This is a genomic window from Microbacterium sp. H6 (assembly GCF_003314775.1).
Classification (GTDB): Bacteria; Actinomycetota; Actinomycetes; order Actinomycetales; family Microbacteriaceae; genus Microbacterium; species Microbacterium oxydans.
Map to the genome: position 1 here is coordinate 5,017 of NZ_QOAY01000285.1, position 15,402 is coordinate 20,418.

General features: G+C 63.7%; 15 protein-coding genes. 10 read left to right on the forward strand and 5 right to left on the reverse strand.

Going from position 1 to position 15,402, the window contains the following annotated elements; genetic code table 11:
* The coding region (locus DSP71_RS18310) for a hypothetical protein (RefSeq protein ID WP_220151146.1) at positions 1 to 615 on the forward strand (615 nt) is incomplete at its 5' end.
* A gap of 112 nt (positions 616 to 727) precedes the next feature.
* Here the strand turns inward: DSP71_RS18310 and DSP71_RS18315 are convergent.
* Both DSP71_RS18315 and DSP71_RS18320 read right to left on the reverse strand, forming a co-directional pair.
* Complete coding sequence (locus DSP71_RS18315; RefSeq protein WP_113681762.1) at positions 728 to 1,666, reverse strand: FRG domain-containing protein; 939 nt, start codon at positions 1,664 to 1,666, stop codon at positions 728 to 730.
* Positions 1,667 to 1,729: 63 nt separating this feature from the next.
* Positions 1,730 to 1,933 carry a hypothetical protein gene (locus tag DSP71_RS18320; RefSeq protein ID WP_113681763.1) on the reverse strand — a complete coding sequence of 68 codons (204 nt, stop codon included), beginning with the start codon at positions 1,931 to 1,933 and terminating at the stop codon, positions 1,730 to 1,732.
* Positions 1,934 to 2,131: 198 nt separating this feature from the next.
* Between DSP71_RS18320 and DSP71_RS18325 the strand changes: the two genes are divergently transcribed.
* The 4 genes from DSP71_RS18325 to DSP71_RS18340 are packed head-to-tail and all read left to right on the forward strand — an operon-like array spanning position 2,132 to position 6,477.
* Positions 2,132 to 3,142, forward strand: coding sequence for an SMODS domain-containing nucleotidyltransferase (locus DSP71_RS18325; protein ID WP_113681764.1), 1,011 nt, complete (start codon positions 2,132 to 2,134; stop codon positions 3,140 to 3,142).
* Positions 3,139 to 4,566, forward strand: a complete 1,428-nt coding sequence (locus DSP71_RS18330; protein WP_113681765.1) for a ThiF family adenylyltransferase — start codon at positions 3,139 to 3,141, stop codon at positions 4,564 to 4,566. Before DSP71_RS18325 ends, DSP71_RS18330 begins: the two co-directional genes overlap by 4 nt.
* Before the next feature lie 7 nt (positions 4,567 to 4,573).
* Positions 4,574 to 5,032: a Mov34/MPN/PAD-1 family protein gene (locus DSP71_RS24690; RefSeq protein WP_396652067.1), complete on the forward strand. Its 459-nt coding sequence runs from the start codon at positions 4,574 to 4,576 to the stop codon at positions 5,030 to 5,032.
* Positions 5,033 to 5,040: 8 nt separating this feature from the next.
* Positions 5,041 to 6,477: an SAVED domain-containing protein gene (locus DSP71_RS18340; protein ID WP_113681767.1), complete on the forward strand. Its 1,437-nt coding sequence runs from the start codon at positions 5,041 to 5,043 to the stop codon at positions 6,475 to 6,477.
* Positions 6,478 to 7,304: 827 nt separating this feature from the next.
* On the opposite strand, the gene DSP71_RS18345 is transcribed toward DSP71_RS18340, so the two are convergent.
* A complete protein-coding gene (locus tag DSP71_RS18345; protein ID WP_113681768.1) occupies positions 7,305 to 8,222 on the reverse strand; it encodes an NAD-dependent epimerase/dehydratase family protein in 918 nt (305 codons plus the stop codon).
* A 62-nt stretch (positions 8,223 to 8,284) separates the two neighbouring features.
* Here DSP71_RS18345 and DSP71_RS18350 point away from each other — a divergent pair, with 62 nt between their 5' ends.
* Together DSP71_RS18350 and DSP71_RS18355 are read left to right on the forward strand one after the other, a co-directional pair.
* Complete coding sequence (locus DSP71_RS18350) at positions 8,285 to 8,839, forward strand: TetR/AcrR family transcriptional regulator (protein WP_061015560.1); 555 nt, start codon at positions 8,285 to 8,287, stop codon at positions 8,837 to 8,839.
* Positions 8,840 to 8,857: 18 nt separating this feature from the next.
* Positions 8,858 to 9,550, forward strand: a complete 693-nt coding sequence (locus tag DSP71_RS18355) for a type 1 glutamine amidotransferase domain-containing protein (protein ID WP_113681769.1) — start codon at positions 8,858 to 8,860, stop codon at positions 9,548 to 9,550.
* 275 nt (positions 9,551 to 9,825) lie between these two features.
* On the opposite strand, the gene DSP71_RS18360 is transcribed toward DSP71_RS18355, so the two are convergent.
* Both DSP71_RS18360 and DSP71_RS18365 read right to left on the reverse strand, forming a co-directional pair.
* A complete protein-coding gene (locus tag DSP71_RS18360; RefSeq protein ID WP_113681770.1) occupies positions 9,826 to 10,818 on the reverse strand; it encodes a DUF418 domain-containing protein in 993 nt (330 codons plus the stop codon).
* 60 nt (positions 10,819 to 10,878) lie between these two features.
* Positions 10,879 to 11,721 (reverse strand): bile acid:sodium symporter, encoded by an 843-nt coding sequence (locus tag DSP71_RS18365; RefSeq protein ID WP_309472633.1) that lies wholly within the window; start codon positions 11,719 to 11,721, stop codon positions 10,879 to 10,881.
* Positions 11,722 to 11,991: 270 nt separating this feature from the next.
* Here DSP71_RS18365 and DSP71_RS18370 point away from each other — a divergent pair, with 270 nt between their 5' ends.
* The 3 genes from DSP71_RS18370 (at position 11,992) to DSP71_RS18380 (ending at position 15,295) form a co-directional block, all read left to right on the forward strand.
* The gene (locus DSP71_RS18370) at positions 11,992 to 12,645 is read left to right on the forward strand and encodes a GntR family transcriptional regulator (RefSeq protein ID WP_113681773.1); all 654 of its coding nucleotides are present in this window, start codon (positions 11,992 to 11,994) and stop codon (positions 12,643 to 12,645) included.
* Between the two features lie 234 nt (positions 12,646 to 12,879).
* Complete coding sequence (locus DSP71_RS18375; protein WP_061015555.1) at positions 12,880 to 13,920, forward strand: TerC family protein; 1,041 nt, start codon at positions 12,880 to 12,882, stop codon at positions 13,918 to 13,920.
* A gap of 94 nt (positions 13,921 to 14,014) precedes the next feature.
* On the forward strand, positions 14,015 to 15,295 hold the full coding sequence (locus DSP71_RS18380) for a hemolysin family protein (RefSeq protein WP_113681772.1): 1,281 nt from the start codon (positions 14,015 to 14,017) through the stop codon (positions 15,293 to 15,295).
* Positions 15,296 to 15,402: the final 107 nt, after the last annotated feature.

Consider the following 15,402-nt stretch of genomic DNA (forward strand, 5'->3'; position numbering starts at 1 on the left):
ATAGTGGAGGTAACCCGGTCGCTCGACGCGAAGTATCAGAGGTCGCAGGCACACACGAGAAGGTTCGAGGCGGCTGTGGAGCGGGAGTACCTAGGCAGCATGGCATGGCAGCTGGATCTCGAGCGCGGCTGGGAGAGCTCTGATCTGAATGAGGTGGCTCAAGCGGTTGCTGCGGAGCTCAACCGGCTGGTGGGTGTAGGCGCCACTACAGAGGGAATGCTCGACGTTCATCCTGTCGTGCGTGCTGGGGTCGTTGGACCGATGGATCCGCCGCGGGTCATAGTGATGAGCGCAAACGCCGGCGCCAGTAACGCGGAGGCGCCGTATCTGACCGAGCTTTCCGGTTATCTCGCCAACGACCCGATCATCGCAAAGAAGCTCGCCAAGCTCGAACGCGAGCGCGAAGAGTACGGCGCAGCCCGCACCCACCTCTTCATCCATATGGCGGCCACTGGGACGCGTGGCGGTTTGCTGCCCACATCCCCGTCCTATTTCACCTGGGGCGAGTTCCGCGCTCCAGAGGTTCTGACGGATCTGTGGCTCTACGGCAACACGGGACATCTTTTCCACTGGACGGTGGAATCAGGCTGGATCTTTCACGTGACGTCGGGCTGAGATCTGGGACGAGCGTCATGACTTTCAGCTCAGGACCCGGACCACCCAACACGACCTCACCTGAACGCGGAGCATGCTTCCCTCGTAGCCAGCCTGCTATCAAAGGGGTGGGTCAATCTACGACGGTGTCACGAGCGGCGGGTTCGGATCGGAACTCGAGAAAGCCTGCGTAGTCGGGGAACAGGATCTTTGCGGTCCGGTTGTATGTGTTCTCGAGGTAGCGCAGCAGCTTCTTCTTCAAACCGGCCTTGATGATCACCGCGACGAACGGCAGTGCGGATGGATGCCCGCGCTGCCTGTCAGCACTGAGGCTAGCCGCAAGCTTCGCTGAGTCTCCGCGCACCCACGGTACGTCTATCGCCTCGAACGGGTCGATCCTCTGGATGCGGAAGTCCCTCGTGCCCGAAGGCGACGCGATCACTTCCCCGCGAGGAGGGGGAATCGCTCCGGCGACGAAGAACCCTTCCTGGGCTCGGAGTCGCTCGTTGGGGACAGCGGATCGCACCAGGAATGGCGTCGGGTCCTGGAGAGCGTCATGCAAAGTCGATCCGGTGGGGTTATGCAGGGAGCCCCAGCTGCGGCCGGTGGGGACGGTCGAGATCTGGCGCATGCCTGTCGTGTTGAGCGCGAGGAGAATTCCGCTCCTCGCGGCGCCGGGTGCTTTAGGTGACTGGCAGGCAAACCAGAGGGCCGTCATCGGGTTGCTCGTGAAATCAAGTAGCCTGGTCGCGATCCCGTAGTGCTGCAGGTCTGCGAGGAGCTGCAGGTCATCGACATACCCGCCGGGGCCGATTCCCAAGCCCCAGTCTCTCGCTGCCGCTAAGAGCTCGACTTCAGCTGCGCGCATCTCGGTCTCCGATGTCTCGGTCCCGAGCTTCCGTTGCAGAGACGATGTGAGACGGTAGTCCGCACTGGACATACCGCGCCAACTGAAGCTCTGACGGGCGTTGTAGACGCCGATCGCGCCCAGGATGTTCATGACATCACGAGCAGTATTTGGACGAATCCACCAACCAGTTGAAGTCCACCAGAATCCGACGTCGCTTGGCATCTGTCTCCTCGCTCGAAATCAAACGCCGGCGGGAAGCGCAGCCCCGCCCTGCTGGTTCGCCAGCTAGTGGCGGATCAGCCTAGTGTTCCGTGACTCGATAGCCACGGCGATGTCATCTGCTGCGCCAGGTCCGTGCTGAACTATGGCCTGCCCGAGCTCGTAGATGTCTTCCAGTAGCAGCTTGGCGGGATTTATCCACCGTCGATACGCATAATCGACTCCGGCGTTCAGCCAGAAGGATTCGTCATCGCGGACATCGTCGCTCATGGTTCCGAAGCTACCGCACGTGCACCTGTGGCGGATGGTGCGTCAACATTGAGCATCGCCCCGCAGACTGCCAGGCTCCGTCTCGATGAGGCCGACCGGCCTCTCACACCCGATGTCAGTCAGGGAACTAAGCCAATGTCGGACCTCACCCCTAGCATGTTCCTATCGAACTGGGGATGCCCCACAGATGGGAGTGACATGGCGAATCTAAGCAACTGCTTTGCGACCGCGCTGACGATGATCGAGCCCTCGTCGACCGACAAGGAGAACGCACCTCTTGCTCATAAGTCAGTCCGCGAGGCGCTGACGGCCGCCGATTCCCTTAGGGACTGGGGGCTTTCGCCGGTGCTGATTGGGTCGTACAAACGAGATGTGTCAATCCGGCGCGTGAAGGACGTCGACGTCTTCTGCCGAATGGACACGATCGATACGAACGTGTCAGGCCAAGAGGTCCTCAACGCGTTCTTCAAGGTGCTCAACGCCGAGTATGGCCGTGACGACTCCGGCGCGCCGCGCGTGCGACGCCAGGCGCGATCCTTGCAGGTCACGTTCCCTGAGTACGACGGCCTCTACGTGGATGCCGTGCCGGCTCGCTCACGTTACGACGGCTATTGGGAGATCCCGAAGAAGGATTCGGACGAGTGGCAGAGCACCAACCCTGAAAAGCTCACCGATCTGAAGACCGAGATGAACGCAGCGATGGATGGTGTGTACGTGCCAACCGTCAAGCTTCTACGACAGGCCCGCAGAGCGATCCTCGATTCGCGCCCTGGCGGGCTTTTTGTCGAGCTTGCGCTGTATGACGCCTGTTCACGGGGCACCGTGCAATGGGATTCTCAGGCGCACGCGTTCGTCACAGGCTTGGAGGGTATCGCGAGCTACCTTCGAGACAAGGTCAGTTGGGGCCGTGAATTACCGGACCCGACGATGCTTGGCCACAACGCCAGCTTCCGTGCTACCGACCTTCAGTGGGAGAAGGCTCGTGACCGTTTTCAAGCTGCTGCCGAAACTGCGAGGGCGGCCTTCCGCGAGGACGATCTCGGCCTCTCAGCGCTCGGGTACCAATCCATACTGGGCGACAACGGCGACGATGAAACCGTCTTTCCCATGCCAGCGGGCTACGGTGACGACGGCAAGAAGAAGGCGCTGGCCGGTCCGATTACCGCAGGAGAGCGAATGGTCCCGGCCGGTGACCGGCGCTTCGGATGACCGTCTGGGGCGAGCGGCTCGAGGCAACTCGAACTGAGTTCATTGAAGGACTCGAGTCACGCGGCTGGCGCCTCGTGGCGAGATCAGAGCTGACGAAGAAACTCTTCACCGGTGAGATCAGCCATAACGTCATCGTTAGCGTTGACGCTGACTTTCCGTTTGCGCCGCCCAGGGTCTTTCCCCCGGCGGACCTTCCGGCCTCTTGGCACAGAGAGCTTGACGGCGCCATGTGTTTGTATCCGGAGACCGGGCGCGGCAGTCTTCCATGGTTGGACGTTGATGATTTCGTCGCGACCATTGAGCGATGGCTCGAGGCAACAACGCTTGGGTGGCCTGCTGATGCTCCCGACATGGATCTCGAACGGTACTTTGAGCCGATCCAGGAATCCCTGCTGGTTATCTATGACGAAGCGATCGATTTGCTCCTGAACCGGCTGGTCCGTTTCAAGGTTCAGGGCCCGCGGATCGAACTGGCCGGCTCAGGCGTCAAGCCGAGGAAGGCGAGCCAGCGGCGCCACCGGCTTTATGGCTACGTGGCAGACATCGGAGAACCGGAGCGACCACCGCGTAGTTGGGGTGAGCTCCTCGACCTTCTTGACCAGAGGGCCGTGGCAATGCTCGAAAGAGAAGCCCGTCGTGGCGCGATTGACCTACTTCTGCTCCGTTACTCGAGAGGAGGCGCGGCCGGAGCGATTGCGTTGCTGCTTTCGTACAATTCGGATGGCATAAGCCTGAGATCGGTGCCGAGCGCATCCAATTCGGTCGCTACGTTAGGGCTGCGTGGTGGACGTGATGCCCCGTTGCTTAGCAGCAAGCGGGTATTGGTCGTTGGCGCCGGAGCCATCGGATCCTTCATCTGCGACTACCTGGCAAGAAGCGGTGTCGGGCACATCACGGTGAGAGACCCTGACATACTCCGCCCGGGAAATTCTGTCCGCCATCTCGCACCACCGCAGCTGGCCGGGCAGCGAAAGGCGTTCGCGATCAAGTACCTGCTGGAGCGGCGGCCCGGAAACATGACCGAGGTTGAAGTCGATCTGCGTCCGTTGCGCGCGCCACATGAAGTGCCAGAGTTGCTCGCCGAGTTCGATCTCGTCGTTGACGCGACCGCGGATGGCGCCGCATCAGCAATGCTGGCGGACGCAGCGCGAACGCTTGGCAGTCATATCATCAGTGCATCTTTGCAAGATGAGGGTCGAATCGTTCGCACCGATGTGATCCCTCCCATAGGCCGCGACCCGATTCCAGCGGCCGACCTCGAGAAGTCGAACGCTCTGGTCTTCGAAGCAGGTTGCGGTGATCCGGTCTCGATGACTCCGCCGTACGCCGTGAACGAGGCAGCGGGGGTCGCCTCCCGGCTTGCGGTTCGACTCCTGTTAGACCCATCATCCTCCGGTGCCGGCGCGGTTCATGTCTATGCGTAACGAGGGGATGGTCGTTCGCGCTTCACGAGCCTCGTTTGCGCTGGCCTCGCGTCATGCGCGTGAGTCCTTGCCGCACGAGACCGGTGGCATCCTGACAGGGTGGCGAGCAGGCCCAGAGGTCATAGTCGACTCCTTCCTCGAGGTCCGAGATCGAGATGCGACCCGAAGTGGGTACTGGCGGCGTGAGAGTCCGGCAACGCGGATACTGGCGGATTACCTGAAGGCTACAGACGATTCAGACCTCGGTTACGTCGGCGAATGGCACTCACATCCGCGACTGCTGCCTGCAAGCAAGACTGACATCGCCAGTCTGAAGGCGATCGCAATGCAGGTGCGCGCGCCCATTGCGCTCGTCGTTCTCATGGTGGACCAGATACAAGGTGTCGTGAGCGCGGACACAAGCATCGCGGCGCGAGGCCCCTTCTTCCGGACCGCCGTCTCCTCAGTCGCTCTCAACCTCCACTAGGAGTCGCCATGATGACAGAAATGCCGAGCGCAACCGGTGTGCGGATCGCTGGCGACCGGTACCAGTGGCTCGTGGCATGGCGCGCGTGTCTGCAACTTCTGCATGAACATGCCACTGGCCGCGCTGGGAACAGGCTCGTTGCGGTCGGGGTCGAAGCACGCGATGCCGGCAACGCAGATGACGTCGTGTTGTATCGGTCTTCGCCGCCCCACAGCTACATGCAGGTGAAGTACGCGGTTGACGCAAGCTCACCACTCAACCTTGACTACCTCGCGAGAGAGCCGATTCTCCGCAACCTCATAGCGACGCATCGCAGGCTCAAGGCCGAGGACGGCGTCGTGGAGATTTGGCTCGTGACCAACCGTCAGATCGATTCCGCGGATGTTCTTCTGAAAGATCGTGACAGCCGTGACCGCCGCCTCGTTCCCCGGGCGCTTCAAGGCGGTCCGGGATCGAAGCGCGGACTGGCCCGAGCGGAGTGGGCGCATGAAGCAGACGTCGACCTTGGTGAGCTTGGTGATTTTCTAAGCGATTTCTACATCGAATCGGGGTATGACGCGGAGCACCTGCGAACTGAAGTCAAACTTCTCATGACAGCGAATGGGCTCGAAAGTGATGACCGAGCGATCGAGCTGGGGCTCTCCTGGGTGCACGATCGCGTAGTCGCAGGCGAACGTATGTTTGATCTGCAGTCCATCAAACAAGCGGTCGATGACATGGGCATAATCAGGTCAGAACCGTGGGGCACTGTTTCCGTGGCCATCGTCGACTACGATCCGGCCGCCAGAGAGTCGTCTGTTTCGATCGATCGTGTCGGGAGGATGGAAGGAAGCACGCCGTGGTTACGCGTTCGACCGAACGCTCCATATACCTGGGGTGAGCTTGCGTCGGACATCAGAGGGACCTTTCGTCCGCTGAAGCCTGGTCGCGTTCTGGTGACCGGCTTCATGCGTCAGGCCGTGGGCTTCCTTGTTGGAACCGAGCTCCGAGGCGTGCGCGGGTTCACTGTGGCGACTAGGCAACACGCGCAGCTGTGGACATCAGAGGCTCCCACAGAGCCCTTCCCGCTTGAAATCGAAGAGGTGCCTGTGGGGAAGGGAGAGGATCTCGCAATCGTCCTCCAGATCTCCTATCCGGGTGCTGACGATGCGGCCGATTGGATTCGTGCATCAGATCTCCCTGTTGACTCGATCCTTGTCGTCAGCACACCAAGTATTGACGCGACGTCGATCGCCACACCGGGGATCGCAAACTCGGTCGCGACGCAGGTGCGCAATCAAGTGCGATCGAGACTCAAGGGCGTCAGGCGGTTGCACCTGTTCCTAATCGGGCCGCTTGGGCTTTCGATACTCCTTGGTCATCACTGGAGCCGTATGCGGCCGACCACCGTCTACGAGCACATCGACGGAGCGGAGTACGAAGCGGCGTTCGACATCGATGCCTAGGCAGATAGGCACGGTGCCGGCGCTGCTTCATTGCGTGGGCAGCCGCGACATGGTGCCCCGCGACACGGGGTCTGCGTCTGCCGGCGTCTCGCCGTAACGGTGGCGTGAGCGGCATGGACCCGCTCGTCAAGTTCGCTGGGGCAGTAGCGCTATCGGTCTGATGTCGGTCCGTGGCTCTACCTTCGTAGCATGTCCATCGGTGCCTTGCTGTCGGTGCGCTTGTCGGCGGCGTTCTGGCCTTCGTGGGCGGGTATGTCCAGCGACAACAGGTCGAGCGACGCACCAACCGCTCTCGCATCTACGCGACACTCCTCAGGGACGCGCCAACGGAGACCGAGGACTACGTGCGACGGCCCTTTCGTGAAGGACCGCTCGAATACATGAGCAGCGAGCGCCTCTCATCAAGCCTCAAAGAGACATACCGCCGAGCACTCATCGCCTCTCGCTTCGGACTTTCCCAGCCCGGGTGAACGAACGAATGAGGTTCGGGTTCTCAGGCCCGAAGGTCGCCGCACACTGCCTGAGACCGTCCTGCGCAAACTCGATGGCGCGCTCGATCGATGACTCCCGCTTCGGGTAGCTGAAGACCATCCGCGGATCAGCGATTCACTTTTTTGACACCTCTCGTGAGACAACGGCTTCTCACGGTGGCTGAGCTCTCCTGCGGAAATCCGCGTCTCGCGTGTCTCAACTCATGACAACTCCCGTGAGATCGAACAATCGAGCGCCTGTGTCCGATCTCACGAAAAGTGTCGGAATCTCAGATCGCGTGTCGTCGTGTCGCGTGAGGCCTGACTGGGGCGGTGGTCGTCAGAGGGGCGATGCGGTCAGTGCTCTGTGGCAAGCGCGTCGATGCCGTCGCGAAGGGCTGTCACCCGAAAGTCAGGGAATGCGGTGCGGAACTTCGCGTCGCTGAAGATGTTGTCCTGGTGGTAGCGGGGCAACAACTCACCCATCTCCCGGGCCGCGGGTGAGATGCGACCGGCGGCGCGAAGCGCCCAGCTGGGGAGGATGATGGCTTTTTTTGATGTTCCGAACGCCTGGTCGGCCGTGGCGATGATCTCGCGATATGTCGGGTGTGCGGCGTCCACCGGGAGATGCCAGGTCTGACCGTACGCATCGGGCGTCGAGCCGAGCGCGGCGAGCGCGCGGCTCGCGTCGGGCGTCCAGATGAGGGAACGTCGTGTGTCGGCCCGGACGGGGATAAGTGGGCGCTTACCCTGCTTCACTCTGTCGAACACGAGGGAATTCGTGAATCCCTGTGTGCGTTCGGGTCCATAGAACTCCGGGGCCCGGGCGATGAGCGTGGGCATCTCGCCGCGGTCGATCTCATCGAGCACCATCTGAGCCATGCGTGCGCGGACGACGCCTTTGCGCCCATCGGGGTCGAACGGGGTGTCCTCCGTTTGGACGCGGGCGTCCTGCGGGTACATGTATGTGTTGTCGAAGTAGACGAACTTCGCCCCCGCGGTCCGGGCGGCGTCGAGCGCGTTGCGCAGCATCGTCTCGAACTGCTTCTCCCACAGCTCTGTGTCAGCGGGCAGGCCTGCGGTGAAGTAGATCACGTCACTGCCGACCGTGGCGTCGGACGTCTGCGTGGCGTCCGTGAGATCGGCCGATGCCGTGGCGTCGTCGGCGTTCACGGCGTGGGGCTTGCGGCTCACGAGTCGCAGTTCGTCCGTGCCGTGGAGCGCGCGTGCCAGGCCGTTCGCGATCTGGCCACCCGCTCCGAGAATCGTCTGCATGATGTGTCCCCAATCGTGTGTCGACGTGTTATGTTAGCACCGTTCACATCGAGGAGTGCGGAATGACCACCTACCACCATGGCAATCTGCGTGAGGCACTCGTCGAGGCGGCCATCGAGAGCATCGAAGAGGGCGAAGAGCTCTCGATGCGCGCTGTGGCTCGTCGCGCCGGGGTGTCGACAGCGGCGCCGTACAGACACTTCGCCGACCGGACGGCCCTCGACTCCGCGGTCGCCGTTGAAGGGTTCCATGACATGGGCGCTGAGCTGCGCGCCGTCGTCGAAGAGGACGGGCCCGACGTCGTGGCAGACCTCGCCGTGGCGTACGTGTTCTTCGCGCTGCGCCGTCCCGCCGTATTCCGCCTCATGTTCGGGAATGAGTGCGACCCCGAGAACGCCGACCGTGTCCAGGCGTCGACCGCGCTGCACGACCTGCTCGCCGGCGTCGCCGCGCGGCTGTATCCGTCCTCCAATGCCGACGCGCTCTCCACGGCGCTGTGGAGCATGGCGCACGGCCTCGCCTTCCTGCACCTTGACGGGAAGTTCCGTCCTCACCCTGAATCCGACGTGGAGAACCGCGTTCGGACCACCTTCGCCGTCGTCACGGCGGCACTCTGAGATCCCTAGGGGGGAATCATGACGAAGCGCATCCTTCACGTCGTCACCAACGTTTCGCACTACGACGACCCGACCGAGCACCAGACAGGCCTCTGGCTCAGCGAACTTGCCCACGCCTGGGAGGTGTTCGCCGAACGAGGGTATGAGCAGAAGATCGTCAGCCCGCACGGTGGCGCCGTGCCGCTCGAACCCCGCTCGCTGAAGTTCCCGAACTATGACAAGGTCGCCCGCGCCTGGCACAACGATCCGGCGAAGATGGCGCTGCTCGAGAACACACTCAGCCCCGATGAGCTCGACGCGGCCGACTTCGACGCGATCTACTACACCGGCGGTCACGCCGTGATGTACGACTTCCCCGACAACGATGGCCTGCAACGCCTCACGCGCGAGATCTGGGAGCGTGGCGGCGTGGTGTCGTCCGTCTGCCACGGCTACTGCGGCCTGCTCAACGTGAAGCTCACTGACGGCTCGCTGCTCGTCGACGGACGCCGCCTCACCGGCTTCGCCTGGCAGGAAGAGGTGCTCGCCCGCGTCGACAAGCTCGTGCCGTACAACGCCGAGGAGATGATGAAGGAACGCGGCGCTCTGTACGAGAAGGCCAAGCTGCCGTTCGTGTCGTACGCCGTGATCGACGGCAATCTCGTCACCGGTCAGAACCCGGGCTCGGCGAAAGAGACGGCGGAGAAGGTCGTGCAGACGCTCGGGGCGTGAGGGACGGCGGCGCTCGGACTGTGCAGATCGTCCGAGCCTCATGAACGCCCACCAGTATCGATCGTCTACGGCAGCACTCCCGGGCCGCCGGTCGACCACACGACACGCTGGCCGCGCGCCTACCGAAACCCTGCCGAAAACCCGCTGCACCGAAACTGAGCGACCGACGTATTAGGCAGGTTGAGGGTGAGGCGTGATCTTTCCGACGCGCTTCGTGAGACAACAGGCAGCCTCGGCGGCAGATCAGACGCCCGTCTTTCCAAGGGCGTTGCGTCTCACGGTCCGACATGTTTCGTGAGATCGGACAGCCTGCGAGTGAGCAATCGGAAGCTGACGTCCCAGATGTACTCGAGCGGTCCTTTCCGGAACCGGCGGGACCAGAGGTTCGCGAAGAGGACGACGATGCCGGCGATGCCGAGGAACATCACGAGGGTTCCCACGAGTGGGTCGAGCGTCGTCGACAGCGGCGAGTGACCGATCAGCTGCTGCGCGACTCTCCCGAGGATGTTCTGCAGCACGTAGCAGCTCAACGCCATCCGTCCGACGAGGGAGAGTTGCCGCCCGACGAACCCGATGGGGTGTCTCTGGTAGAACGCGGCCATCAGGGCGAGGATGCCGAAGGCGACGAAGGGAGCGGAGAGGAACCGGTCGAGCCCGAACTGGTCCTGCGCGAGGAAGAAGGTGAGCTCCAGCGGAAGACCGATGCCGAGTCCGATGATCATGACCCACCTGCGCAGGCGTGCCCCTCGCGGTTCGAACAGCCCGTGGCGATACAGGATCGCGCCCAGCGTGAAGAGCACGAGCCCGAGCGAAAGGATGGACCCGGTGTCCGTGCCGATGGTGAGGTCGGAGAACACGGTCAGTGAGTTCGCCTGCACCGTCGCCCAGTACCCCGATTGGCCGCTCGAATCGCCCGCGTCTCCCGGGAACACGAGCCCCGGGAGCATGAAGGTGCCATCGGCGGTGAACAGCGGCATGAGCATGAGGGTGATGTGCGCGGTCAGTGCGACCCCGATGAAGATCCACTGGCGCTTCTCGGGCAGCAGGAGCACGAAGGCGACCACGAAACCGAGGATCGCATAGGCCCGGAGCACGTCGAACTGCACCACGAAGATGTAGTTCAGCACTCCGTCGAGGAGCAGGAGCCCGAGGGACTTGCCGTTCGAGGCGGCCGACAGCAGGTCATCCCACCAGATGTCGATGACCCGTTCGCCGAAGAACGCGCGGAACAGCCAGATGTTGCTCGTGAGGGTGCCGATGATGGCCACGCCGCGGATGACGTCGAGCGACGCGATACGGGCGGGATATCGGCTGTGGGTGGAGAGCGGTCAGTCGCCCCGGACCAGGCGTGGGACGAGCGCCACCATCACGACCATGACGATCAGTTCCACCATCGTCTGCGTCACGACGATGAGCGGGGCGATCGCGAAAGCATTCGGAAGAGCCAGTGCCAACGGCAGCACCACGAGCGAGTTGCGGGTGACGGCGCTGAACACCACGGCACGCCGCCCCGGCGCATCGAGTCGTGCGACGCGTGCCGCCAGGGCTCCGAGCGGCCCGACGATCACGGCGAATCCCAGAAAGAGCGGAACCGTCACGAGCACGCCGGCCCATGCCTCGCCGAGGTCCGCCACCTGCGAGGCGACGACGGTGGACAGGGTCAGCATCATGAGCGGCACCATTCCCCCTGCCGATCCCTGCTCGACGGCCCGAGCGAACGCGTGTCTCCTCGCCGTCAGCTGCGTCAGCGCGGCCAGCCCGAGCGGCAGCACGATCAGGAGGAGGAACGTGTCGACGAAAGGGCGGGCATCGAACGAACGCAGAACGCTCGGCCCCATGATGAGGGAGACGTAGACGGGGAGCAGGAGGATCTGCACCAGCATGAGCAGTGGAGTCGCCGCCAGCAGCCGGGCGCGGTCGCCACCGGCGAGGCCGGTGAACACGATCACGTAGTCCACGCAGGGAGTGAGCAGCACGAGCAGTACACCGAGGAGCACGGCTTCGTCGGTGGCGACGAACCTGGTCAGGCCGAACACCACGAGCGGCACGACGGCGAAGTTCACGATCAGCAGCGTGACGAGGAAGCGCCAGTCGGTGAAGGCCCGCCCGACGCGAGAGAAAGGCACGCTCAGGAACGTCGCGTAGAGCAGCAGGCCCAGGGCAGGGGTCATCGCAGACTCCCACCACGGAGCACTCGCAGGTGCCCATAGACCGATCGCGGCGCCGACGACGATGGACGTCAGGTACAACATCACCTGGTGCCGCTCGCCCCATGCCGTCAGCTCGCGCATCACCACCTCCAAGACCCTGTTTTTTCACGGCGATTACGCGGGATGCGATACATTGCAGTGTAGGTAGAACTTCAGGCTCTACTACATTTGCGTGCTCGAGCGGAGGACAAGGCAGTGGCACTCTCAGGCGGACCCCTCGAGCGCAGGTCGATGAGCGATGAGGCCTACAACCGGCTGCAGGACGCGATCATCAGCGGTGAGCTGCGCCCGGGAGAGCGGCTGCGTGACTATGAGCTCGCCGAGCGCCTCGGAACCTCGAAGACTCCGATCCGGCACGCTCTCGACCGACTGGCAGACCACGGCCTCGTCGAGATGCAGCGCAACCGCTACACCCGGGTCGCGCCGATCGACCTCGATCAGGTCCGCAACGCGGTCGACCTCTTCGGAGACATCTGGATCGGATCGGTGCGCCACGTGATGCCGCTCATCCAGGATGACGATCTCGCGTACCTCGCCGAGCTCGCGGATGAGATGTCCGCTGCGATCAAGTCGCGCGACGTCGCCGGCTTCGGTGTCGCGCTGCGAGGCACGGCGACGGGCTTCGCGCGCATCGAGGGCAACGCCTCGCGGGCGGTCATCATCGAACGCCTCGGGCCGCAGATCCGCCGGTTCGGTCAGCACGCGAGGGATGCCTTCGACTGGGAGGGCGTCGGTGGATTCGTCGACTCCCTGCGCAGCGCGATCCTCGAGCGTGATGCCGTGGGGACCCGGGCCGTGCTCGTGACGTTCTTCGATGAAGTGCTCCCCGCGATCATCGATCGCGCCGAGGAGCAGGAGCTCACCCGGCCTGAGATCAGGGACTAGCAGCTCCCGCATCGATCGCCGACGCTCCTTCCTCGCTCGGAGCGGGACGTTCCCGGCAGATCCACAGGAAGCGCAAAGGGTGTTCTCCTAATCTGGGGGAACCCAAGGGGAGTACTCCGACACGGTGGGGTCGTCATTACGGATGCATGTCGCATCCCGGGCCACCGGTTCCATGTTCCATGGAATGGAGAAGACTTTGGCGGTACTGTCGTACCCCGAGTCTGGAGCCCGAATTTGGACGTCACCCCCCTGATCTGGATCATCACGATCGCCGTCACGATCGCGTTCTTCGTCTACGAGTTCTTCGCGCACGTGCGCACGCCGCACGAGCCGACGATCGGTGAATCGGCCCGCTGGTCGATCTTCTACATCAGCCTCGCGCTGCTGTTCGGTGTCGGTATCGGCGTCGTCTCCGGCTGGACGTATGGCGGCGAGTACTTCGCCGGCTACCTCACGGAGAAGGCGCTGTCGATCGACAACCTCTTCGTCTTCCTCATCGTGATGACCGGCTTCGCCGTGCCGAAGAAGTACCAGCAGAAGGTGCTGATGATCGGCATCGTGATCGCGCTGATCCTGCGCGGAATCTTCATCGCCATCGGCGCGACGCTCATCGAGAACTACTCCTGGATCTTCTACCTGTTCGGTGCTCTGCTGCTCGTGCTCGCCTACCGTCAGGCGTTCAGCGACCACGAGAGCAACCCGGCCAACGGGCGGTTCATGACCTTCGTGCGTCGTCACCTGCCGGTGAGCGAGGACTACAACGGCGACCGCCTCACCGTCGTGAAGAACGGCAAGCGCTTCGTCACTCCGATGCTGCTGACGATCATCGCGATCGGTTTCATCGACCTCGTGTTCGCGGTCGACTCGATCCCCGCGATCTACGGCCTCACCGACCAGGCGTACATCGTCTTCACGGCGAACGCCTTCGCGCTCATGGGTCTGCGTCAGCTGTACTTCCTGATCGGCGGGCTGCTCGAGCGGCTCGTCTACCTTGCTCAGGGCCTCGCCGTCATCCTCGCGTTCATCGGCGTCAAGCTGGTCCTGCACGCGCTGCACGTCAACGAGCTTCCGTTCATCAACGGCGGCCAGGGCGTCGAGTGGGCCCCCGAGATCCCGATCTGGTTCTCGCTGCTCTTCATCGGCGCGACGATCGCCGTGGCCACCGTGGCCAGCCTGATCAAGACCCGTCGCGTCCCGGCCTCGGGCCACGAGGTCTCGTCCACCGAATCCACCACCCACACCAACAACACCACCGACAACAAGGAGCATTCTTGAGCGCGCAGCGCTGTTCTGACTCTTCGGACTCTGACAGTACGAGCGCCCGGTTCGTCCCGGGCGCTCACCCCACCACAGACGAGGCGGCCCGCTGATGGGCGACCTGCTCTGGAACATCGCCCTCGTCCTCGCGTTCGTGCTGATCGGCGGTGTCTTCGCTGCGACGGAGATGGCGCTGGTCACGCTGCGTGAGAGTCAGATCAACGCCATCGGGCAGCGCGGTCGTCGTGGAGCGAAGGTCGCCTCCCTCGCTCGCAATCCCAACACCTTCCTGTCCGCGGTGCAGATCGGTGTGACCGTCGCGGGCTTCGCCTCGGCGGCATACGGTGCGACGTCGATCGCGCCGTCCCTGGCACCGGTTCTCGAGTCGTGGGGGCTGACGCCCGCCCTCTCGCTGACCGTCGCGACGCTCGTGCTCACCCTCGTGATCGCGTACCTGTCGCTGGTGCTCGGCGAGCTCGTGCCGAAGCGTCTCGCGATCCAGCGCAACGCGCAGTTCGCCTACGCGGTCGCGCCAGCCCTCAACGGGTTCGCGACGATCATGCGTCCGGTGATCTGGCTGCTCTCGGTCTCGACCAACGCCCTCGTCCGGCTGCTCGGAGGGGATCCGCACAAGACCAGCGACGAGATGACCGACGAGGAGGTGCGCGACATCGTGGCCAGCCACCAGGGGCTCCCGGATGACGAACGACGCATCCTCGACGACGTGCTGTCCCTGCGCGGACGCCAGGTCAGCGAGGTCATGCGGCCGCGCCCCGAGGTCGTCGCCCTCGACGAGGCCGCGCGGGTCGGAGAGGTGATCGCGCAGGTGCGCGACCTGCCGTTCTCGCGCTACCCCGTGTCGGAGACCTCGATCGACGACATCACCGGGTTCGTGCACGTGCGCGACCTGTTCGAGGCTGCCGCCGACGATCCGACCCGTCCGCTGAGCGCGCTCATGCGCGACATCCCCTACATCCCCTCGACCGCGCGCGTGCTGCCGACCTTGACCCGCATGAGGGCCGAGGGGCATCACATCGCGGTGGTCGTCGACGAGTACGGCGGGACGGACGGTCTCGTCACCCTCGAAGACCTCGTCGAGGAGGTGGTCGGCGAGATCTTCGACGAGTACGACGCGGAGGTGTTCATCTCGGCGGACGACGGCATCGACGGGCGACTCAACCTGCAGGACTTCGAAGAGGCGACCGGGTTGGCGATGCCGCGCGGATCGTCCGACACCATCGCCGGCTTCGTGACCGAGCAGCTGGGACGCCTCGCCGTGGTCGGAGACACCGTGGAGGTTCCCGGTGCGACGATCCAGGTCGCCGAGATGGACCGCCGACGCATCGCGCGCGTGCGGGTCATGACCGATCCCATCGCGGAGTCGGACGCCTGATCCCGCGCCTCCGTCGTCAGGTGCGCGGTGTCAGGGTTCCCAGCTCGTGGAGTCCCTCCGAGAGGACATCGACCAGCAGGCGGGCGTAGCGCCCGTCGGGGGCGAGG